General features: G+C 67.5%; 18 protein-coding genes. 13 read left to right on the plus strand and 5 right to left on the minus strand.

Annotated elements, in window-relative coordinates:
- Positions 1-7: 7 nt before the first annotated feature.
- From ACWIGM_RS16615 to ACWIGM_RS16630, 4 genes are all read left to right on the plus strand, one after another.
- Complete coding sequence (locus ACWIGM_RS16615) at positions 8-907, plus strand: ABC transporter permease (protein ID WP_454027071.1); 900 nt, start codon at positions 8-10, stop codon at positions 905-907.
- An 84-nt stretch (positions 908-991) separates the two neighbouring features.
- Positions 992-2,554, plus strand: coding sequence for an ABC transporter substrate-binding protein (locus ACWIGM_RS16620; protein WP_454027072.1), 1,563 nt, complete (start codon positions 992-994; stop codon positions 2,552-2,554).
- Between the two features lie 161 nt (positions 2,555-2,715).
- A complete protein-coding gene (locus tag ACWIGM_RS16625; protein WP_454027073.1) occupies positions 2,716-3,663 on the plus strand; it encodes an ABC transporter substrate-binding protein in 948 nt (315 codons plus the stop codon).
- A complete protein-coding gene (locus ACWIGM_RS16630; RefSeq protein ID WP_454027074.1) occupies positions 3,660-6,329 on the plus strand; it encodes an ATP-binding protein in 2,670 nt (889 codons plus the stop codon). The genes ACWIGM_RS16625 and ACWIGM_RS16630 overlap by 4 nt, the downstream gene beginning before the upstream one ends.
- Here the strand turns inward: ACWIGM_RS16630 and ACWIGM_RS16635 are convergent.
- Both ACWIGM_RS16635 and ACWIGM_RS16640 read right to left on the minus strand, forming a co-directional pair.
- A complete protein-coding gene (locus ACWIGM_RS16635) occupies positions 6,326-7,045 on the minus strand; it encodes a response regulator (RefSeq protein WP_454027075.1) in 720 nt (239 codons plus the stop codon). The genes ACWIGM_RS16630 and ACWIGM_RS16635 overlap by 4 nt on opposite strands.
- A gap of 168 nt (positions 7,046-7,213) precedes the next feature.
- A complete protein-coding gene (locus ACWIGM_RS16640) occupies positions 7,214-8,227 on the minus strand; it encodes an amino acid ABC transporter substrate-binding protein (protein WP_454027076.1) in 1,014 nt (337 codons plus the stop codon).
- Between the two features lie 261 nt (positions 8,228-8,488).
- On the opposite strand from ACWIGM_RS16640, the gene ACWIGM_RS16645 reads away from it, so the two are divergent.
- The 5 genes from ACWIGM_RS16645 to ACWIGM_RS16665 are packed head-to-tail and all read left to right on the plus strand — an operon-like array spanning position 8,489 to position 12,614.
- Positions 8,489-9,106: a glutathione S-transferase family protein gene (locus ACWIGM_RS16645; RefSeq protein WP_454028012.1), complete on the plus strand. Its 618-nt coding sequence runs from the start codon at positions 8,489-8,491 to the stop codon at positions 9,104-9,106.
- Positions 9,099-10,301 (plus strand): CaiB/BaiF CoA transferase family protein, encoded by a 1,203-nt coding sequence (locus ACWIGM_RS16650; protein ID WP_454027077.1) that lies wholly within the window; start codon positions 9,099-9,101, stop codon positions 10,299-10,301. Before ACWIGM_RS16645 ends, ACWIGM_RS16650 begins: the two co-directional genes overlap by 8 nt.
- 21 nt (positions 10,302-10,322) lie before the next feature.
- Positions 10,323-10,934 carry a carboxymuconolactone decarboxylase family protein gene (locus ACWIGM_RS16655; RefSeq protein WP_454027078.1) on the plus strand — a complete coding sequence of 204 codons (612 nt, stop codon included), beginning with the start codon at positions 10,323-10,325 and terminating at the stop codon, positions 10,932-10,934.
- Positions 10,934-11,809, plus strand: coding sequence for an amidohydrolase family protein (locus ACWIGM_RS16660; RefSeq protein ID WP_454027079.1), 876 nt, complete (start codon positions 10,934-10,936; stop codon positions 11,807-11,809). The genes ACWIGM_RS16655 and ACWIGM_RS16660 overlap by 1 nt, the downstream gene beginning before the upstream one ends.
- Positions 11,810-11,834: 25 nt before the next feature.
- Positions 11,835-12,614: an enoyl-CoA hydratase/isomerase family protein gene (locus tag ACWIGM_RS16665; RefSeq protein ID WP_454027080.1), complete on the plus strand. Its 780-nt coding sequence runs from the start codon at positions 11,835-11,837 to the stop codon at positions 12,612-12,614.
- Between the two features lie 22 nt (positions 12,615-12,636).
- Here the strand turns inward: ACWIGM_RS16665 and ACWIGM_RS16670 are convergent, their stop codons facing one another.
- A complete protein-coding gene (locus ACWIGM_RS16670; protein WP_454027081.1) occupies positions 12,637-13,386 on the minus strand; it encodes a GntR family transcriptional regulator in 750 nt (249 codons plus the stop codon).
- Between the two features lie 195 nt (positions 13,387-13,581).
- Between ACWIGM_RS16670 and ACWIGM_RS16675 the strand changes: the two genes are divergently transcribed.
- A complete protein-coding gene (locus tag ACWIGM_RS16675; RefSeq protein ID WP_454027082.1) occupies positions 13,582-15,045 on the plus strand; it encodes an aromatic amino acid lyase in 1,464 nt (487 codons plus the stop codon).
- Between the two features lie 73 nt (positions 15,046-15,118).
- Positions 15,119-16,090, plus strand: a complete 972-nt coding sequence (locus ACWIGM_RS16680; protein WP_454027083.1) for a Bug family tripartite tricarboxylate transporter substrate binding protein — start codon at positions 15,119-15,121, stop codon at positions 16,088-16,090.
- Positions 16,091-16,097: 7 nt separating this feature from the next.
- Here the strand turns inward: ACWIGM_RS16680 and ACWIGM_RS16685 are convergent, their stop codons facing one another.
- Complete coding sequence (locus tag ACWIGM_RS16685) at positions 16,098-17,165, minus strand: mandelate racemase/muconate lactonizing enzyme family protein (RefSeq protein ID WP_454027084.1); 1,068 nt, start codon at positions 17,163-17,165, stop codon at positions 16,098-16,100.
- A gap of 136 nt (positions 17,166-17,301) precedes the next feature.
- Between ACWIGM_RS16685 and ACWIGM_RS16690 the strand changes: the two genes are divergently transcribed.
- Positions 17,302-17,802: a tripartite tricarboxylate transporter TctB family protein gene (locus ACWIGM_RS16690; RefSeq protein ID WP_454027085.1), complete on the plus strand. Its 501-nt coding sequence runs from the start codon at positions 17,302-17,304 to the stop codon at positions 17,800-17,802.
- Positions 17,799-19,298, plus strand: coding sequence for a tripartite tricarboxylate transporter permease (locus ACWIGM_RS16695; protein WP_454027086.1), 1,500 nt, complete (start codon positions 17,799-17,801; stop codon positions 19,296-19,298). The genes ACWIGM_RS16690 and ACWIGM_RS16695 overlap by 4 nt, the downstream gene beginning before the upstream one ends.
- 18 nt (positions 19,299-19,316) lie before the next feature.
- Here the strand turns inward: ACWIGM_RS16695 and ACWIGM_RS16700 are convergent, their stop codons facing one another.
- Entirely contained in the window at positions 19,317-19,874 is a 558-nt protein-coding gene (locus tag ACWIGM_RS16700; RefSeq protein ID WP_454027087.1) for a L,D-transpeptidase, read from the minus strand.
- Positions 19,875-20,070: the final 196 nt, after the last annotated feature.

Consider the following 20,070-nt stretch of genomic DNA (forward strand, 5'->3'; position numbering starts at 1 on the left):
GCGAGCGATGGCGATGGTGGAAACCGAGCACTCGGGACCAGGCGCGGTAGCGCCGAACAAATCCGCGCTGGCGGTTGCGGCCTGGCGCTTCGTTCGGGCCAACCCGGTCATCCTTGCAGGGCTGTGCGTCGTGGCCTTCTTCGTGCTAGTCGCGCTGTTGGCGCCGGTCCTGCTGGTCGATCCCGTGCGATTGAACCCGCTGCAGCGCTTGCGCCCGCCCAGCCTCGATCATCTTTTTGGCACCGACCAGGTCGGGCGCTCGACCTTCTCGCGCACCATGAACGGGGCGGCGATCTCGTTGACCGTCGGGGCGCTCGTCATGGCGGTCACGGTCGTCGTCGGCCTGCTGGTCGGGCTCGTCACCGGTTATGTCCGCTGGCTCGACGGCATCGTCATGCGGGTCATGGACGGGATCATGGCCATTCCCGGCATCCTGCTCGCCATCGCCCTGATGTCGCTGTTCGGCTCGAGCGTGACGAATGTCGTCATCGCGATCAGCGTCGCCGAGACCCCGCGCATGGTCCGGATCGTGCGCGCATCCGTGCTCGTCGTGCGCGAGCACGCCTATGTCGAGGCGGCCACCGCCAGCGCAGTGCGGTTGCCGCGCATGCTCTTCGTCCACATCCTGCCCAACGCCGCGGCGCCGATCATCGTGCAGGCGACCTATGTCTTCGCCTCGGCGATGATCGTGGAATCGATCCTGTCCTTTCTCGGCGCCGGCACGCCGCCGACCATACCGAGCTGGGGCAACATGCTGGCCGAGGCCAGGCCCTTCATGCAGCGCGCGCCTTGGATGATCGCCTTTCCCGGGATCGCGCTCGCGCTGCTGGTGCTCACCGTCAACGTGCTCGGCGACGCCTTGCGCGATTCCATCGACCCGCGCCTCGCCCGCAAGCTCAGGAGTTGAGCTGGCCGGCAGGCGCCTGGGAGACATCAAGAAGAACGCCGCCGCTCAGGCGGGCTGGGACAGGCTGCAATCAGGGAGGACAGGATGACGGGTTTCATCAGGCGAATGGCGCTCGGTTCGGCGGCGCTGGCATTGACGCTCGCCGCGTTGCCGGCGGCGGCGCAGAGCGTACTCAAGGTCAGGCCCTTCGGCGACCTGCGCACGCTCGATCCGATGACCACCTCGGACTACATGGTCCGCAACCATGGCTACATGGTCTACGACATGCTGTTCGCGCAGGATTCGGCCGGGCTGATCAAGCCGCAGATGGTCGCGAACTACACGGCCTCGCCGGACGGGCTGACCTGGACCTTCGTGCTGCGCGACGGGCTGAAGTTCCACGATAACCAGCCGGTGACGGCCGATGACGTCGTCGCCTCGCTGAAGCGCTGGGGCGAGCGCGACGGGCTCGGCCAGCAGCTCTTCGCCAACACGGCTTCGCTGAGCGCGACCGACGCCAGGACGGTGACGCTCGTCCTGAAGAACCGCTGGGGGCTCGTCCTCGAGGCGCTCGGCAAGCCGAGCTCGATGCTGCCGGTGATCATGCCGGCCCGGATCGCCGCGACGCCCTCCAGCCAGAACATCACCGATGCGACGGGGTCGGGGCCGTTCATGCTGGTCAAGGAACAATGGTCGCCCGGCGCCAAAATCGTCTACGCGAAGGCCCCGATGTATCTCCCGCGCAGCGAGGAGCCGGACGGGCTCGCCGGCGGCAAGGTCGCCAAGGTCGATCGGGTCGAATGGCAGATCATGCCGGATGCGCAGACCGCCCTGAACGCCCTTCAGGCCGGCGAGATCGACATCTTCGAGGAGTTGCCGCCGGACATGATCCCGCTGGTCAAGGGCAATGCGCGCGTCAAGATCGCCAGGCTCTCGGCCCTGCAGGGTGTCTTCCGGATGAACCAGCTGCAGCCGCCCTTCAGCAATCCCAAGCTGCGCCAGGCGATCCTGCGCCTGGTCGATCAGGAGCTGACCCTGCGCGCCTATGTCGAGGACAAGGCGCTCTATGCCAATTGCCCCTCCGTCTACATGTGCGACTCGCCGTACTTCACCGATGCCGCCTGGCCGAAGCCCGATGCGGTGGCAGCCAAGAAGCTGATCGCCGAAAGCGGCTACAAGGGCGAGAAGATAGTGCTTCTCGATGCGACCGAAACCGCACTCAGCCCCCATACGCTGGTGGTGGCGCAGATGATGCGGGATATCGGCCTCAACGTCGATTACCAGGCGATGGACTGGGGCACGCTCTCCAGCCGCCGCACCAGCAAGAATCCGGTCGAGCAGGGCGGCTGGTCGGCCTTCCTGTCCGGCCCGGCTGCGCCCGACATGTCGGAGCCGGTCGGGCATCTCGCTCTGCGCTCGAACTGCGACAAGGCCTGGTTCGGCTGGCCTTGCGACGAGGCGATCGAGAAGCTGCGCGAAGCCTTCACCTCCGCACCGGACCTGAATGGCCGCAAGGCGATCGCGCGCCAGATCCAGGAACGCGCCGTCGAGACCGTTCCTTACGTCCCGGTCGGCCAGTTCTGGCTCGTCCGCGGCCATCAGGCGAACCTGGCCGGGCTGCTCACACCGGGCGTGCCGGTCTACTGGAACGTCAGCCGCGCGCGCTGAACTTGCCCGCTGAGGAAGCTGGGGCGCGACTCTCTCGACGCGCCCCGGCGGAGCATGCGAAGCTTGGCGCAAGGGGCGCGGCTGGGGCGCCCCTCGTCCATCCTGGTTTGCTCATGCGTCGCCGCTCCCTTCTGGTTGCTCTGGCAACATGCGGGCTCGCCATGCCCGCTCGTCTGGCCCGGTCGGCTGAGCCGGTCAGGCGGCTCTCGGTCATGGTCGGAGTCCCGCTCGATCATCCGCTCGTGCGTACCAGGATCATCGAATTCAAACAGTTGCTGGCCGAGCGGGGCTGGGTCGAGGGACGCAATCTGCGCGTGACCTGGCGCTTCTCGGGTCCGAGCGACGATGATCTGGTCCGGGCCGCCGCCGAGGTGGTCCGCGACAGGCCCGATATCATCCTCGTCGGCTCCAGCGCCGAGACTGCCGCCGTCCTGGCCGAAACCCGGCAGATCCCCGTATTGTTCTCCACGGCATCCGATCCCGTCGGCAGCGGCTTCGTACGCACGCTCGAGCGCCCGGACGGCAATGCCACCGGCTTCAGCAACAACGCGCCCGCCATGTCGGAAAAATGGGTCGAGCTGCTGGCCGAGATCGCGCCGGCGACGCGCCGCATCGGCGTCGTCTTCAACCCGCATACGACGCCGGCCGCCGGCAAGACCTATCTGGCCAGCCTGCGGGCCGGCGCTTCGGGAGAGGCGCTCGCCGTCGAGATCATTCACGTGACCGAGCCGGCCGCGATCGGGAGCGAGATCGGCCGGTTCGCCGCCGCAGGGGCAGGGGGCGGCCTGCTGTTCCTGCCGGACAGCTTCACATTCCGTCATGCTGCTGCCTGCACAGCCGCCGCCGCGCGGGAGGCGCTGCCGGCCATCTACCCGTTCGATACGTTCACGCTGCAGGGCGGATTGATGTCATATACCGGTGCGCGGGAGGAAGCGGCCGGGCTGATGGCATCCTATGTCGATCTCATCCTGCGCGGCGCCAATGTCGCCGAGCTGCCGGTGCAGTTTTCGCGCAGCTTCGAGCTGGTCATCCATGAAGGCGCTGCCGCCGCCCTGGGATTGAGCTTGCCGCCATCGCTGCGCATCCGCGCGAATCGGATCATCTCGTGATCGAGCGCGGCACGGGCGCAAGCAGCAGGGGACCGCATCCGCGCGGCGGCCTTGCCCGCAAGTATGCGATTTTCGTCGGCATCGCGATCTGTCTTGCCCTCGGGCTCAACGCCGCCGTCACGACCTTCTCCGCCTTTTCGGACCAGAAGGCGCTCCTGGTGCGGGTCCAGCAGGAGCAGGCCCGCGCCGCGGCGCAGCGGATCGGCGCCTTCGTTGCCGAGATCATGGGGCATCTCGACTGGGCGGCCCAGAGCGGTGCCGGCAACAGCTCATCTGAGGAGCGCCGCCTCGACGGCCTGCGGCTGCTGCGCCAGGTTCCTGCCATCCTCGAGCTGCGTCTGATCGATCCGGCGGGACGCGAACAGCTCCTGCTCTCGCGTTTCGCGAAGGACCGGACAGGCAGTGGCATCGACTGGTCGGCTGACCCCGGCGTTCTGGCGGCGCGCGAGCAAGGCAGCTTCTATGGAGATGTCGAGTTCCGGCGCGGCTCCGAGCCTCATATGGTGCTGCTCAGGCGCTCAGCATCCGCGCCCAATTGGGTAGCGCAGGCGACCGTCAATCTCGTCTTCATTCGTGATCTGGTGTCCCGGCTCAAGGTTGGAGAGGCGGGCCGCGCCTATATCGTCACGCGATCCGGACGGCTGATCGCGCATCCGGATCTTCGCTTCGTCCTCCGCAATACCAACCTCGCCGATCTGGTGAACGCGCATGGAGCTGCGGGTGACCGGGGCGCCGGGCTTCTGGTGACGGATGTCGAGGGCCGAAGGGTCCTGTCCGTGATGGCGGCCGTCCCGGCTCTGGACTGGAATGTCGTGGTCGACCTCCCGGAAAGCGAGGCCTTCGCGCCGATATACGCCTCGATCCTGCGCTCGCTGGCGCTTCTTGCCATCACGCTGGTCATCGCGGTCCTGGCCGGCATCGTGCTGAGCCGCAAGCTCGTCGCTCCGATCAAGGCCCTCGGCGCAGGCGCAGCGCGGATCGGCCAGGGGCAGCTCGACGAGCGGATCGACATCCGCACCGGCGACGAGCTGCAGGAGCTCGGGGAACAGTTCAACCTGATGGCCCAGCGCCTCGCTGAGAGCCGCACTGTTCTGGAGGACCGGGTCGCCGTGCGCACCGAGGCTCTGGCGAAGGCGCTCGAACTCGCTTCCGCCGGGCAGAAGGCGGCCGAGGAAGCGACGCGGGCGAAGTCCCGGTTCCTCGCCGTGGTCGGACACGACATCCGCACCCCGCTCGCGGGCGTGCTCGGCGTGCTGGAGCTGATCGACCGAGGCCGCCTGAGCCAGCGCGACCGACGCCTCGTCACCATGGCTGCGGCCTCCGGCGAGGCCCTGGTCGACCTGGCCAATGCGACGCTCGACCTGTCGCGGCTCGAGGCCGGGACCGAGGGGCTGGATCCGCGCGATTTCGAGCTGGGGGTCCTGCTTGGTGGTGCCGCGGCGTTGATGCGCCCCCTGGCCGAGCAGAAGGGGCTGGCCCTGACGCTACGCCGGCCGCCCGATGGCATGCGCCTCCACGGCGACGCCGGCAAGATCCACCGCATCCTGGTCAACCTGTTGCGCAACGCGATCAGCTTTACCGAACGGGGTGAGGTCGAGCTCGGCGCCGAGTTGCAGTCCGCGCAGCCGGGGAAGGGCGGGGAGTTGATGCTGACGGTGCGCGACACGGGCATCGGCATCGATCCGGCAATGCAGGGCGCCATCTTCCGGGATTTCGTGCAGGTCGATCCGGAAACCGGTCGCCGCAATGGCGGCGTCGGGCTTGGTCTGGCGATCTGCAACAAGCTGGCGGAGCTGATGGGCGGCTCGATCTCGGTCGTCAGCGCCAGTGGGCAAGGCAGCACCTTCTCGGTCAACCTGCCGATTGCTGCGGCGAAGGCTGCGGCGCAGTCGGGAAAGATGGCGATCGGGCAGTTGCAACGGATTCTCGTGGTCGATGATGATCCTGTGACGCGAGAGGTCGCCCGGCTCATGGTCGGCAAGGCCGGGCACAAGGTGCAGGCTGTGCCCTCGGGTGAGGCGGCGCTGAAAACGCTGCGCAAGAGCGCTTTCGACCTCGTTCTGCTCGACATGCACATGAGCGGGATCGACGGAATCGAAACTGCCTTGGCGATCCGCGCCTTGCCCGGCATCGCGCTGCCGCGGATCGTCGCGCTGACGGCCGATGTCTCCCCGGAGACGATGCGGCGGATGCGGGCGGCGGGGCTGACGACGATCCTGTCCAAGCCGATCACCTCCGTGGCCCTCCTGCAGGTGATCGGGCGGGGGCGTAGCGGCCCGAGGCCGGTCTCGGCCCTGTCGGCGGACCAATCCGTCGACCTGGTCTTCTTTCAGGCCCAGAGCCGCCTGATCGGAGAGGGGCGCACGCGGCAGCTGGTCTCTCTGTTCACGAGCGTGTCGGAGGCGATCCTGAGGGAGATGCAGGCGGCGCTGGCGGCGCCGGATCGGGCCGAGCTCAGGCGGTTGGCGCACCAGCTCGCCAGTTCGGCCGGGGCTGTCGGTTTCGGCCGGGTCTTCGCGCTGGCCTCTGCGCTGGAACGCGATGCGGTCGGCACCGACCTCGAGGCGCTGGCGCTGGCGATCGAGGCGCTCCACGAGGCCCGGAGCGACGCCTTCGCAGTCCTCGCCAAGCTGGAGCAGGCGCCTATCGCCGCGACCGCGCCCTAGACGTCTCGTTCGGCGGGCACGCCGAGCTTGTAGCCGATCCCGCCGACGGTCACGATCAGCCCTGGCGCACCTGCATCGCGCAGCTTCTTCCGCAGGCGTGCGATCAACGCGTCCACGCTGCGCGCGTCGACATTGGTGTTGCGATTGCTGACGACCTCGATCAGGTAGTCGCGGGTCAGGGGGTGGCTGTCGCTCTCGACGAGCGCCGCGAGCAGGTCGAACTCCCCGCGCGTCAGGCGGATCGGTTCGCCGTTGATCGTCGCGAGCTCGCGCCGCAACAGGTCGATATGGAACGGGCCGAACGTGGCGGTGGTGTTGCGGCGTGCCGTGTCGCGCTCGATCCTGCGCCGGCGCAGCAATGACCGGGTCCTGGCGAGAAGGTCGCGCAGGTCGACGGGCTTGCTGACATAATGGTCACCGGCGAGTTCGAGGCCGACGATCCGGTCGGTGTCGGCATCGCGGTGCGTCACGAAGATGATGCCGGCGTCCGAGAACGATTGCAGCTCGCGGGCCAGGTCGAACCCATCCCCGTCGGGCAGGACGACGTCGATGAAGACCAGCTCAGGCTTGAAGCTGCGGACGGCGCGCTTCGCCTGCGCGATGGTCTCCGCTTCCTCGACATGGAAGCCTTGATCCGTGAAGTACCCCGCAATCACCGCGCGGGTGACGGGATCGTCCTCCACGATGACGAGCCGCTCGCGAGGTGTCGCATTCATCAGCTCTGGTTTCCTGGCCAGCCGGGCCCGCTTCCATGGGCCTTCCGGGATTCCGGCTGAGCGGACGATCCAACAGGGATCGATGTACTGCAAGCGGCTGCGGGCCAGATTGTTGACGGTTGTTCACCGAACCATCGACCCGCGGGCGCTTTTGCGCGGGGGCCGCTCCTATCGGAGCGGCGGGGCGTATTGCAGCCCGCCCTTGGTCCAGAGGTTGTTCGTCCCGCGCGGAATGCCGAGGGGCGAGTTCGGGCCGAGCGAGCGCTCATAGCTCTCGCCGTAGTTCCCGACCTGCTTGACGATTCTGTAGGCCCAGTCGTTGGACAGGCCGAGGCCTTCGCCGAGCTTGCCGTCGACGCCGAGGAAACGCTTGACCTCTGGATTGTCCGACTTGAGCTGCTGGTCGACATTGGCCGAGGTCAGGCCCAATTCCTCAGCGTTGACCATCGCGTAGTGGGTCCATCTGACGATGTTCGCCCAGGCTTCGTCACCGCGGCGCACCGCCGGGCCAAGCGGCTCCTTCGAGATCAGCTCGGGCAGGACGACGAAGTCCTGCGGGTTCGCCACCTTCAGCCTGTAGGCGTAGAGGGCCGAGGCATCGGTGGTGAAGGCGTCGCAGCGTCCGGCCTCGAAAGCCTTGATCGCCTCGTCGCCGGAGGCGAAGGAGACCGGGTCGTATTTCAGCCCGTTCTTCTGGAAGAAATCGGCGATGTTGAGCTCGGTGGTGGTGCCGCCCTGGACGCAGATCGTGGCGCTGTTCAGCTCCTTGGCGGATTTGACGCCGAGCGCCTTCTTCACCATCAGGGCCTGCCCGTCGAAATAGGTGATCGGCGAGAAGGAGAGGCCGAGCGAGCTGTCCCGCGACAGCGTCCAGGTCGCTTGCCGGGACAGGACGTCGACCTCGCCCGACTGGACCGCAGCGAAGCGGTCCTTCGGGTTCAGCGGGACATATTTGACCTTGGCCGGGTCGCCGAAGATCGCCGCCGCGACCGCCTTGCAGAGATCGACGTCGAGCCCGTTCCATTGGCCCTGCCCATCGGGCAGGGAGAAGCCGGGCACGCCCGGGCTCGTTCCGCAGATCAGCTGGCCACGCGACTTCACCGTGTCCAATGTCGCAGCCCCGGCCGTCGTCAACGGAATCGCGATGCTCAGCGCGCCCAGCGTAGCCCATGCCAGTTTCATAGCTTCTCCTCCCGATTGTTTTTAGGTCATTAAACTAGCCTATATTCCGTTCATGATCGGGTCAATCGCAGGACCTTGCAGTTTCGACATGGCCGCCATGGCTGTGCGGAGACAGCGGTCTCAGGCCGGTCTCGTGAAGGGTTCTATTCAGCTCTTGCCGTTGTGGAGGCCTTTCCTGCCGCCTCGACAAGGGGAGGGGCGGCTGATATAGGCCATAAAACTAGCTGATAAGCTAAATGGGAGAGGCCTCGCTTGGGCAAGATGTTGCTTCACTGGTCGCCGCGATCACCTTTCGTCCGCAAGGTGATGGTCGCTGCGCATGAGCTCGGTCTGGTCGACCGGCTGACGCTGCGGCGAACGGTGGCGGCGATGACGGCGCCGAATCCTGATCTGCTCCCCCACAATCCGCTGGGAAAGATTCCGACGCTGGTGCTCGATGACGGCACGGTCCTGATCGATTCCGGCGTCATCTGCGAGTATTTCGACTCGCTCGCGGGCGGGGGGCTCATCATCCCGGCCAGTGGTCTGGAGCGCTTCCGGGAACTGAGCCGGCATGCTCTGGCAACCGGTCTCCTCGACGTCATGATCCTCTGGCGCAACGAGCGCGGGAAGCCGCGCGAGGCGCAGACCGCAGCGTGGCTGACGGCGTTCGAGACCAAGTACCTGGCAGCGCTCGCACGTCTGGAGCGCGAGGCCGGCCCGATCGCGCCAGGCCCGCTCGGATTGTCCGGCATCGCGCTCGGCTGCTGCCTGTCCTATCTCGATTTCCGCTTCACCGATCTCGATTGGCGGGCAGGGCGCCCGGCGCTTGCCGCCTGGCACGAGGAATTCCGCAAGCGCCCCTCCGCAATCGCAACCGAGATCGTCGACGATGTCTGACGCTGGCCACTCCCGGCAGGGGCCCCTGAGCCATGTCCGCGTGCTCGACCTCAGCCGGATCATGGCCGGGCCGTGGGCGACCCAGATCCTCGCCGATCTCGGCGCCGATGTGATCAAGGTCGAGCGCCCGGATGTCGGCGACGACACGCGCTCCTGGGGCCCGCCTTTCCTGAAGGATGAGCAGGGGCAGTCGACGCGCGAGGCCGGGTACTATCTTTCGGTCAATCGCGGCAAGCGCTCGATCACGCTCGACATCGCGACGGAGCAGGGCCAGGAGGCGATCCGCCGCCTCGCCGCCGTCAGCGACATCGTCGTCGAGAACTACAAGGTTGGTGCCCTCAAGCGCTACGGGCTCGATTACGACGCGTTGAAGGCCGTCAATCCGCGCCTGATCTATGCCTCGGTCACCGGCTTCGGGCAGAGCGGCCCGCGCCGGGAGGCTGCCGCCTATGATTTCGCGATCCAGGCAATGGGCGGCCTGATGAGCATCACCGGTGAGCGCGACGGCATGCCCGGTGCCGGGCCGCAGAAGGTCGGCGTTCCGATCGTCGACATCATGACTGGCATGTACACGACCATCGGCGTGCTGGCGGCGCTGGCGCGGCGCAGCGAGACGGGGCAGGGCGACTATATCGATCTTGCCATGCTCGACGTGCAGACGGCCTTTCTCGCCAACCAGGCGATGAACTGGCTGCTCTCGGGCAAGCCCCCGTCGCGCGGCGGTAATCGTCACCCCAACATTCAGCCGCAGGACGTTTTTCCCTGCGCCGATGGCTCGATCGTCCTGGCCGTAGGCAATGACGGCCAGTTCGCCAAGCTCGCCGCTATCCTGGAGCAGCCCGGCTGGTCATCGGATGAGCGCTTCGCCACCAACCCGGCGCGCGTCCGCAACCACGCTCTCCTCGATCCGATGCTGCGGGCAGCATTTGCGGGCCGCAATCGCGATGACCTGATCGCGGCTCTCGACGCGGCCGGTGTGCCCTGCGCACCGATCAATACCGTGCCGGAGGTCTTCGACGATCCGCAGGTCAAGCATCGCGGCCTGTTGCGGGAACTGCCGCATCCCAGCGCCGGACAGGTTCCGCAGGTGATCAGCCCGCTGAACTTCCGCAACGAGCCGCTCGCCTTTGACCGGGCGCCACCGCTGCTCGGACAGCACACCGACGAGATCCTGCAGGAGATCGGGCTGGCCTGAGGCCGGCCCCTGGAGATCAGCATGGCCCGCCTTCACCTCCCGACACCCGACGAACTGAGCGACGAGCAGCGCAAGGTCTATGATGAGGTCGTCTCGGGCCCGCGCGGCCGGCTCGTCGGGCCGCTGCGCGCAGTCATCCACAGCCCCGAGCTGGCGACGCGCTGGTCACGCATGGGCGAGTTCCTGCGCTATTCGACCTCGCTCCCGGCAAAGCTAAACGAGCTCGCGATCATCGTCGTCGGCCGCTACTGGAACAGCCAGCTCGAATTCCACATCCATGCCGAGGCGGCGCGTGCGGCCGGGCTGGATCCTGCGTGCATCGAGGCGATTCGGCTCGGCGAGAGCCCCGTTTTCGCGGAGGCGGCCGAGGTCGAGATCTACGATTACGCCCGGCTGCTGCTGCAGACGGGGCGCCTTCCCGATGCGGTTCATGCGGCCGTCGTGGCGCGCTGGGGCGAGCGCGGAGCGGTCGAGCTGACCGGCGTCATCGGCTACTACACCATGGTGTCGCTGACGTTGAACGCGCATGAGATCCCGCTGCCCGATGGCGCACAGCCGCCATTGGCGGTCGAGGGAGCCGGTCCGACGATACTGCCGGCGCCGCGGCAGGCCGAGAGCGCGGTGCAGGTGTGATGAGCGAGACCACGACACCGCGCTCGCATCGGGCGCCGGGCTGGGCGCTACCTGACGGCGCCAGCGACTGCCATGCCCATGTCTTTGGCCCCTACGACGCCTTTCCGGTGTCTCATGCGATGCACTATGTGCCGCCGCTGGCGCCGGCGGCGGCACATCGCGACATGCTCCACGAGATCGGGCTCGCCCGCGGCGTCCTGGTCCAGCCCGGCGCTTATGGCAGCGATCCCGCCGCGATCCTCGATGCGACAGGCCGATCGGGCGGGCGGATCAGGGGCGTGGCGGCGGCTGACGCCAGCGTGACCGACGCCCAGCTCGACGACTGGCACGAGCTCGGCGTGCGCGGCCTGCGCTTCAACGACATGACGGTGCCGGGTGGCACCGGGCGCTTTCCGGGTGCCGTCGGCAGCGATGCGCTGATGGAGCTGGCGCCTCGGCTAGGCGCACGCGGCTGGCATGCCGAGGTTTGGGCAAGCGTCGACCAGCATGTCGCGCTGCTGCCGCTCTATCGGGCTGCCGGCCTGCCGGTGGCGCTCGATCACATGGCCGGCCTCGTCGTCGCGCGCGGTGTCGACGACCCTGCCTTCCGGGCGATCCTGGCGGCGGTCCGCGAGGGCTGGCTCTGGGTCAAGCTCGTGCTCTGCCGCTGCTCGCAGGCATTTCCTGACTATGCCGACCTGCGGCCGTTCCACGACGCGCTGATCGACGCCAATCCGGAGCGAATGGTCTGGGGCTCGGACTGGCCGCACTTGCGCCTCGCCGACAAGGCGCCCGATATCGGCCATCTGCTCGACCTGTTCCGGGACTGGGTTCCGGACGAGGCGCTCCGGCAGCGCATTCTCGTGGACAATCCCCGCGCGCTCTACGGCTTCTGAGCCAGCGCGGACGAAGGAGACCGACATGACCGACAGCTATGAGTGCTTCAAGGTTGAGATCGCCGACCACGTCGCGACCGTGACGCTCGATCGTGCGCCCGTGAACGCCCAGAATCGCCGGTTCCGGGAGGAGATCGTCGCCATCTTCGACCGCTTGAACGACAGTGCCGAGGTCCGGGCCATCGTGCTGACAGGTGCTGGCAAAGCGTTCTCGGCCGGCGCCGATCTCAAGGAACGGCCGGGCCTTGCGGACGAAGCCGGAGCCTATCCGCGCCACAACCGGCTGGTGCGCGCTTCCTTCGACGCTGTGATGGAGTGCGGCAAGCCGGTGATCGCCGCCGTCAACGGCGCCGCGATTGGCGCCGGCTGCGTGCTGGCGCTGTGCTGCGACATCATCCTCGTGGCGGAGGAGGGCTTCTTCGCCATGACCGAGGTCGATGTCGGCCTCGCCGGCGGCGTCAGCCATATCCGCCGCTTCTTCCGCGAATCCGACGCCCGCATGCTGATCTACACGGCGCGGCGGATCCATGGCCCGGACCTCTACCGGATGGGCGTCGCTTCGGCCTGCATACCGGCAGCGGAGCTGCTCGGTTTCGCGCAGGACATGGCGCGCGATATCGCGAGCAAGAGCCCGCTCGCGGTCCAGGCCGCCAAGCGCTCGTTCAACGTGACCGAGGGGCTGGCGCTGCGGGATGCCTATCGCTTCGAGCAGTCACAGACCGTCGCACTGGCACAGACCGAGGACACCAAGGAAGCGCAGCGCGCTTTCGCCGAGAAGCGCAAGCCGGTCTTCACCGGGCGCTGATCGCCGCCCGCGGGCAGTCGCGTCACTTCAGCTTGACGTCGAACCTGACCACGTCGCCCCGGTAAAGGCCCTTCGCACTGAGGACCAGCACGCCGCGCTGGTCGACGGCCTGACGATGCACGAAGGCGACCGGCGCATCGAGCGAGATCGTCAGGGCCTCGGCGGTTTCGACATCGGCGGTGCCGACGGTCAGCGTCTGGCGTGCGTCGGCGATCTCGACACCGGGCACCTCCGAGATCAGGCGCAGCGCCGTCTTCGATTCGAGGTCGTGCTGCGAAATCCGCTCGCGCAGGGATTCGTCGATATGCAGATCAGCCAGGAGGAAGGGCTGGCCATGCCGCCAATGCCGGCGCCTGACCTCGCGATAGGCTGGCGCGAGTTCGCCGATCTGTCCTTCGAACGGGTGCAGGATCCGGTCCGGTACGTCGCGCAGAATCTCGATCGTGGCGCTGTAGCTCGGCCGCAGCAGGCCGGACCAGTCCGTGCCGACCTCGCACCATAGATCCTCGGTAGGCCGCTTGCGGACGAAGGTGCCTCTGGCGCGGTAGCGCTCGATCAACTGCTCCGCCTCGAGCAGGTCGAGCGCCTGGCGGATCGTCGCGCGTGCGACACCGCATTCGACGGCGAGATCGTCGACCGTCGGGATCTGGCCGCCGACCGGCCACTGACCGGCTTCGATCCTCCGGCGGAACAGGGTCGCGAGCTGATTGTAACGGGAGACCCCGGTGCGTCTGAAATCCAGCGGCTTCGCTGCGGCGCGGCTGACGGTCATGCGGCTCCCTTCGCCGGCGCGACTGCCCGGCTAGCCAGACAAGTTAGCTCATCCTCCCGCCAAATGTAAGCCCGGTGGCCGGCTTTCGATCATAAAACATAATCAACTAGCTTATTGCCCTTTATGTCTCGAATGCGCATGATCGGGCCCGCGATGGCGCCTGGCGGCCTTGGCTGATTGGAAGGGTAGAGTGGAATGTCTGGCACGATCGATATCACCGGGCGGGATCTCGACCCCGCGACGATCGTACGGATCGCGCGCCAGGGCGCGAAAGTCGCGCTCAGTGCCGAGGCCCTCAGCCGGATCGAGGCCTCGCGCAAGGTCGTCGACGACATCGTGCGTCGCGGTGAGAAGGTCTATGGCGTCACGAGCAGCGTCGGCGCGAAGACCGGGGTCATGCTCGCGCCGGAGCGGGTGGCCGAGTTCAACCGGCGCCTGCTGCTCACCCACAATATGGGGCACGGGCCGCTCGCCTCGCATGAGGCGGTGAGGGCGATGATGGCCGTGCTGCTGAACGGGATGGCGAGCGGCTATCTCGGTGTCCGGCGCGTGCTCGCTGACCGGCTCGTCGATGCCCTCAACACGAACCGCCAGATCCCGGTGCATCTCTGGGGCTCGATGGGCGAGAGCGACATGTCGCCGATCTCCGATCTCGCCCTCGAGCTCTACCGCGACCACGATTTCGCGGCCGGCGAGGCGCTTGCTTTGCTGAATTCGAGCGCGCTCTCGCTGGGCATGGGCGCAATGGCGTACCATGACCTGTCGCGGATGCTGGACTTCGCCACCCTGGTCGGCGCGCTCAGCATGGAAGGTTTCGCGGCGAACCCGTCGGTGGTCTCGGACGCTGCCCTGGCGTCGCGGCCGTTCGACGGCGTGCTGAGCCATGGCGGCGCGATCCGGCGCTATCTCGCCGGCAGCTACATCGCGAAGCCGGGCGGTCCCCGCCATCTGCAGGATCCGCTGAGCTTCCGCTCGCTGCCGCTGATCCACGGGACCGCTGCCGACAGCCTCGCTTTCGCCGGCCGGCAGATCGCGATAGAGCTGCGCGCCAGCCAGAACAACCCGGTCGTCGCCATCGAGCAGGGCGAACTGGTCTCGGTCGCCAATTTCGACATGGTCGCGCTGGCGATGGCGCTCGACGTCGCGCGGCTCGCCTTGTCGCCGGTGGTCACCAGCTCGACCGAGCGCCTCGCCAAGCAGGCCGATTCCTTCTGGTCCGGCCTGAGCGTCGGCCTGATCGAGGAAGACGGGGTCGGGCTGCCCGGCTTCAACGGCCTCGCGCAGTTCCACAAGTCGATCACCTCGGAGGCGCGCCTGCTGGCGGCGCCGGTCGTGAGTGAGCTCGCCAGCTCGAGCCACTCGAACGGCAACCTCGACCGTGCCAGCATGGCCGGTCTCGCCGCCCGCCGCGCCGGCGATCTTGCGACGCTGTGCCGCTCGATCTTCGCGATGGAGCTGCTCGTCGCCGCGCAGGCGGTCGAGATGCGCAAGGTCTCGCCGCTGGGTGCGGTCACGGGCCGGCTCTTCGCCCTGGTGCGTGAGGCGGTCCCCTATGCCGGGCCGGGGCAGCGCGTGCCCCACATCAAGGCGCTGCTCGACCATCTCGATGCGCAGGCGGCGCGGGTCGATGGGCTGATGGCGCCGGCGCAGGAGAGTTGATCCACCCGGGCGGGACCGACCCGCCCGACCGGGAGCGGGCCGATTCAATACAATAGAAAAAGGGGAGACGACCATGAAATCACTGCGCTTTCGAAGTTTTGCCGCTGCGCTCGGGCTGCTCGCGCTGAGCCTTGGCGGAGCCGCCGCCCAGAGCTATCCGACCAAGCCGGTCAGGATGATCGTGCCGTTCGCGCCGGGCGGCCGCGTCGAGGCGGTCGCGCGGCTGATCGCCGATGCGCTGAGCAAGGATCTCGGCCAGCCCTTCCTGGTTGAAAGCCGCCCGGGCGCCGGCGGGGCGATCGGCGCCGATTTCGTCGCAAAGGCCCAGCCCGACGGCCACACCTTGCTGCTCTCCTCGGCCGGCGTGCTGGCGATCCTGCCGAATGTCGACAAGAAGCTGCCCTATGACTCGGTCAAGGACTTCACGCCTGTCGCCCGGCTGATCGAGGGCTTCACTTTCATCGGCGCCTATCCCGGCCTGCCGGTGAAGTCGATCGCGGAGATGGTCGCGCTGGCCAAGCAGAAGCCGAACACGCTCGGCTATGCCTCCAGCGGCATCGGCACCTACAGCCATCTTGCGGGCGAGCTCGTCGCCATCGCCTCGGGCGCGCCGATCAAGCACATCCCCTATCGCGGCAGTGGGCCGGCTTTGAACGATATCGTCGCCGGACACGTGCCGCTGATGATCGGCGGCGAGCTCGGCGACCTCGCCAAGGCCGGCAAGATCCGCATCCTGGCGACCACCAACGAGAAGCGCTCGCCCGAGTTCCCGGACGTGCCGACCATGAAGGAAAGCGGCTTTCCGCAGTTCGTCGCGCATTCCTGGGTCGGGCTGGTCGGGCCGGCCAAGCTGCCGTCGGCGATATCCGACAAGCTGAACGTGACGCTCGCCCGTGTCATGGCCGATCCGGCGACGCAGGAGAAGCTGCGCGGGCTCGGCGGCGAGCCGGCCTATCTCCCGGCAGCCCCGTTCGGCAAGATCATCGCGGACGATATCGCCATCTATGCCGAGATCATCGCCAAGGCCGGGCTCAAGTTCGAATAGGCCGGCCTCAGTCCGCGAGCGTCAGGCCCGTACCGGCTCCGGCCGGTACGGCGACCTCGCCTCGCTCCAGGCTCAGGCCCGAGAAGCGGTCGTCGTTCAGGAGCGCCATCTCCGAGAACTCGTGCGGGAAGCGCGGCGCCGGCAGGCTCGCCGCCAGATGCACGGTGTGGGCGTGGATGATGCTCGAGCCGAACACCGCGCCGAAGCGGAAGCCGAGATTGGCGGCGCGGCAGATCGCGACCGCCTGCGCCGTTCGGCTCGGGCCGCCATGGTTGAGGATGCGCAGATTGATCGACTCGACATGGCCGGCCTCGGCGATCTGCAGGATCGAGGGCAGGTCCTGCGCGCTCTCATCGGCTTCGACCGGAACATCGAGCGCCTTCGCGACGGCGATGAAGCTCTTGAAATCGGTGGCGGCCGTCGGCTGCTCGACGAGTTCCAGGCCGAAGCGCGCCATGGCGTTGATCGCCTTCACCGCCGCCTTCGGCGTGTAGGATTCATTGGCATCGATCATCAGCGCGATTTCGGTTCCGACCGCGCTTCGAACGGCGCGAACACGGTCGAGATCGAGTTGCGGCTCGCCTGAGACCTTGACCTTCAGATGCCGGAAGCCGGCGGCGACCAGCCCCTCGGCGACCTCTGCCATGCGCTCCGGCGATTTCAGCGGAATGATCCGCGTATTGGCGAAGCGGTCCTGGCGCTTGCCGCCATAGAGATCGTGCAGCGGCACGCCGAGCGCCCGCGCCCTCAAGTCGAGCAGGGCGCATTCGATCCCGGCCTTCACCGGCAGGGCGCCGTGCAGCCGGCGGTCGAGCCGGTCCCTGATCGCCCCGATCGCCGTCTCGTCCTGGCCGACCAGGCCGTCGCAGAGATAGTCGAAGCTCGCCTTCACCACCTCCAGCGGCTCGGTCCAGGGTGGCATGGCGCGGACATAGCCATGTCCTTCGATGCCCTGCTCGTCGCTGACGATCACGGCGAAGCCCCGGATGCGCGTGAGCGGCCCCTGCGCGAAGCGCCATTCGGGATCCGACAGCGTCTGGTCGATGGCGACCGTCCTGACTGCGCTGATGGCCATCGAGATTCCCAGGCTGTGATTGATCGATGCAGCTGACCCTATCACACCGAGCTTGTCATCAGGTCAATAGTATATAAAACTGACCTAATGACATAAGCGGCCGGTCAAGGCCGCCAGTTGTGCGGCGGGAGGCTGAATGCAGGACGGGGATCAGGCTCCTTCGACGGGGCCGGCAGAGATCGTTGCCGACGATCAGGCGGTGCGCGCGACCGGTGATATCCTCGCAGGCCTGCTGTTCGCAGCTCTGGGCATCGCCGCGCTTCTCATCGGCCGCGCCTATCCGGTCGGCAGTTCGCTGGATATGGGGCCCGGCTATCTGCCGCGCGTCGTCGCAGGTGCTCTGGTCCTCACCGGCCTCGTCGTGATGATCAGGGGCATGCGGCTGCGGGCCTTTCGCTGGCCGGACTTCCCGCTGCGGGCGATGGGCTGGATCGCCGCCGCGATCCTGCTCTTCGCCGGCCTGGTCGAGCGGACCGGTCTGTTCCTCGCCTGCCTCGTCTGCATCCTGGTGGCGGCGCTTGGAGATCCGCAGCCGCGCTGGCGCGAGGTGCCGGTGGTCGCCGTGCTGTTCGCCGGGTTCTGCGCGCTGCTGTTCGGCTATCTGCTGAAGCTTCCGGTCCGGGTCTGGCCGCTGTGAGCGAGATCATCTCATCGCTCGGCGTCGGGCTCACGGTCGCCGCGACGCCGATCAACCTCTGGTACTGCTTCCTCGGCGCCCTGGTCGGCACGCTGATTGGTGTGCTGCCCGGGCTCGGGCCGATCGCCACCATGGCGATGCTGCTGCCGCTGACCTATTACCTTGAGCCGACCGGGGCGCTGATCATGCTCGCCGGCATCTATTACGGCGCGCAATATGGCGGCTCGACCACAGCGATCCTGATGCGGCTGCCGGGCGAATCCTCCTCGGTCGTCACTTGTCTCGACGGCTATGAGATGGCGCGCCAGGGCAGGGCGGGGGCGGCCCTGGCTGCCGCGGCTCTCTCGTCCTTCCTCGCCGGCACGGTCACGACCCTGCTGATCGCCTTCTTCAGCCCGGCGCTGACCGCCGTAGCGCAGCGCTTCGGCCCGGCGGAGTATTTCTGCCTGATGGTTCTGGGGCTGATCGCGGCGATCGTGTTTGCGCAGGGCTCGCTGCTGAAATCCTTCGGCATGATCCTGGTCGGATTGCTGCTCGGCCTGGTCGGCGCCGACGTCAACACCGGCCTCGACCGCTTCACCTTCGGCGTCGCCGAACTGCGCGACGGCATCGGCATCGCCGCCCTGTCGATGGGCGTGTTCGGCATCGCCGAGATCGTGCTCAACCTGGCGCGGCCGGAGCAGGGCGGCGAGCGCGCCCAGGCCGTCTCGACGCTGCGGCTGACCGCGGCTGATTTCCGGGCGGCCTGGCCCGCTGCCTTGCGCGGCACTGGCATCGGCGCTTTGCTCGGCATCCTGCCGGGCGGCAGCGCGATGATGGCCTCTTTCGCCTCCTATTCGACCGAGAAGAAGCTGTCATCATCGCCCGAGCGCTTCGGCCATGGCGCGATCGAAGGCGTTGCTGGCCCCGAGGCCGCCAACAATGCCGGCGCCCAGGCCTCCTTCATCCCGATGCTTGCGCTCGGTATCCCCAGCAACTCGGTGATGGCGATGATGGCCGGCGCGATGCTGATCCACGGCATCGCGCCGAGCCCGAACCTCGCTTCCGTCCAACCCGGGCTGTTCTGGGGGCTGATCGCCTCGATGTGGCTCGGCAATCTGATGCTGCTCGTCATCAACCTGCCGCTGATCGGCCTCTGGGTCAGGCTCCTGCAGGTGCCTTACCGGCTGATGTTCCCGGCGATCCTGCTGTTCTGCTGCATCGGCATCTATTCGGTGAATTACAGCCCCTTCGAGGTCGCGCTCCTTGCCCTGTTCGGGGTGCTCGGCATCGTCCTCTCGCTGCTGGATTGTCCGCTGGCGCCGCTCGTCCTCGCCTTCATCCTCGGGCCGGCGATGGAGGAGAACCTGCGCCGCGCCATGCTGCTGTCGAACGGCAGCGTCGACATCTTCGCCAGTCCCGTCTGCATCGCCTTGCTCATGATGGCGGCGGCGCTGCTGGCGATGATCCTGCTGCCCTCGTTCCGGCGCGTCAGGGCGGTGGCAGCCGAGGCCTAATGGCGCGGGATGACCGGGTCACCGCAGCACCACGACCTTGGTGCCTGGCCTGACGCGGTCATAGAGATCCATGACGTCGCGATTGGTCATGCGGATGCAGCCCGACGAGACGGCGGCTCCGATCGTGTCGGGCTCGTTGGAGCCGTGGATGCGGTAGAGGCTCGAGCCGAGATAGATCGCCCGGGCTCCGAGCGGATTCTCCATGCCGCCGGGCATGTAGCGTGGCAGGTCTGGGCGGCGCTTGAGCATCGCCGCAGGCGGGCGCCAGTCCGGCCATTCGCGCTTCCTCGTCACGGTCTTGGTGCCTGACCAGCTGAAGCCCTGCCGTCCGACGCCGACGCCATAGCGCAGCGCCTGTCCACGGCCGAGCACGTAGTAGAGCCGGCGCTGGCTCGTCGAGATCACGACCGTGCCGGGCGCCTCCCTGCCGGTCCAGGGCACGACCTGACGCGGGATCGGCTGTTCGCTGAAGATGTTGAGGAAGTCCGCGAGACCGCGGCTGATCGGGTTGTTGTAGGCTTGGGCAGGCGCCGCGAAAGCGAGACATGTGGCGGCGAGTATGGTGATGCGTAGCATGATAGGCCTCTGAAGGCCCCCCGCCCGGATATAAGGGGAAGAGGTAAAACCGGGTCAAGGCAGAAGCGCCGACAGTCCTGGCGATCATGCCGCCGCGCAAAACGAGCCTGGCGAGATCATCGCCGGTATGCGGCGACCACCGCAGGCCTGTTCTCCTGGTGCAGGGCGGCCCGCTTGCCCGGCGTCGATGCGGCCC

The sequence above is a fragment of the Allobosea sp. NPDC055332 genome (assembly GCF_053645455.1).

Excerpts from the sequence above, each read along its gene's own strand:
- ACWIGM_RS16615 (WP_454027071.1), top strand. The coding sequence starts at position 8 with ATGGCGATGGTGGAAACCGAGCACTCGGGACCAGGCGCGGTAGCGCCG.
- ACWIGM_RS16620 (WP_454027072.1), top strand. The coding sequence starts at position 992 with ATGACGGGTTTCATCAGGCGAATGGCGCTCGGTTCGGCGGCGCTGGCA.
- ACWIGM_RS16625 (WP_454027073.1), top strand. The coding sequence starts at position 2,716 with ATGCCCGCTCGTCTGGCCCGGTCGGCTGAGCCGGTCAGGCGGCTCTCG.
- ACWIGM_RS16635 (WP_454027075.1), bottom strand. The coding sequence starts at position 7,045 with ATGAATGCGACACCTCGCGAGCGGCTCGTCATCGTGGAGGACGATCCC.
- ACWIGM_RS16640 (WP_454027076.1), bottom strand. The coding sequence starts at position 8,227 with ATGAAACTGGCATGGGCTACGCTGGGCGCGCTGAGCATCGCGATTCCG.
- ACWIGM_RS16645 (WP_454028012.1), top strand. The coding sequence starts at position 8,489 with ATGTTGCTTCACTGGTCGCCGCGATCACCTTTCGTCCGCAAGGTGATG.
- ACWIGM_RS16650 (WP_454027077.1), top strand. The coding sequence starts at position 9,099 with ATGTCTGACGCTGGCCACTCCCGGCAGGGGCCCCTGAGCCATGTCCGC.
- ACWIGM_RS16655 (WP_454027078.1), top strand. The coding sequence starts at position 10,323 with ATGGCCCGCCTTCACCTCCCGACACCCGACGAACTGAGCGACGAGCAG.
- ACWIGM_RS16660 (WP_454027079.1), top strand. The coding sequence starts at position 10,934 with ATGAGCGAGACCACGACACCGCGCTCGCATCGGGCGCCGGGCTGGGCG.
- ACWIGM_RS16665 (WP_454027080.1), top strand. The coding sequence starts at position 11,835 with ATGACCGACAGCTATGAGTGCTTCAAGGTTGAGATCGCCGACCACGTC.
- ACWIGM_RS16670 (WP_454027081.1), bottom strand. The coding sequence starts at position 13,386 with ATGACCGTCAGCCGCGCCGCAGCGAAGCCGCTGGATTTCAGACGCACC.
- ACWIGM_RS16675 (WP_454027082.1), top strand. The coding sequence starts at position 13,582 with ATGTCTGGCACGATCGATATCACCGGGCGGGATCTCGACCCCGCGACG.
- ACWIGM_RS16680 (WP_454027083.1), top strand. The coding sequence starts at position 15,119 with ATGAAATCACTGCGCTTTCGAAGTTTTGCCGCTGCGCTCGGGCTGCTC.
- ACWIGM_RS16685 (WP_454027084.1), bottom strand. The coding sequence starts at position 17,165 with ATGGCCATCAGCGCAGTCAGGACGGTCGCCATCGACCAGACGCTGTCG.
- ACWIGM_RS16690 (WP_454027085.1), top strand. The coding sequence starts at position 17,302 with ATGCAGGACGGGGATCAGGCTCCTTCGACGGGGCCGGCAGAGATCGTT.
- ACWIGM_RS16700 (WP_454027087.1), bottom strand. The coding sequence starts at position 19,874 with ATGCTACGCATCACCATACTCGCCGCCACATGTCTCGCTTTCGCGGCG.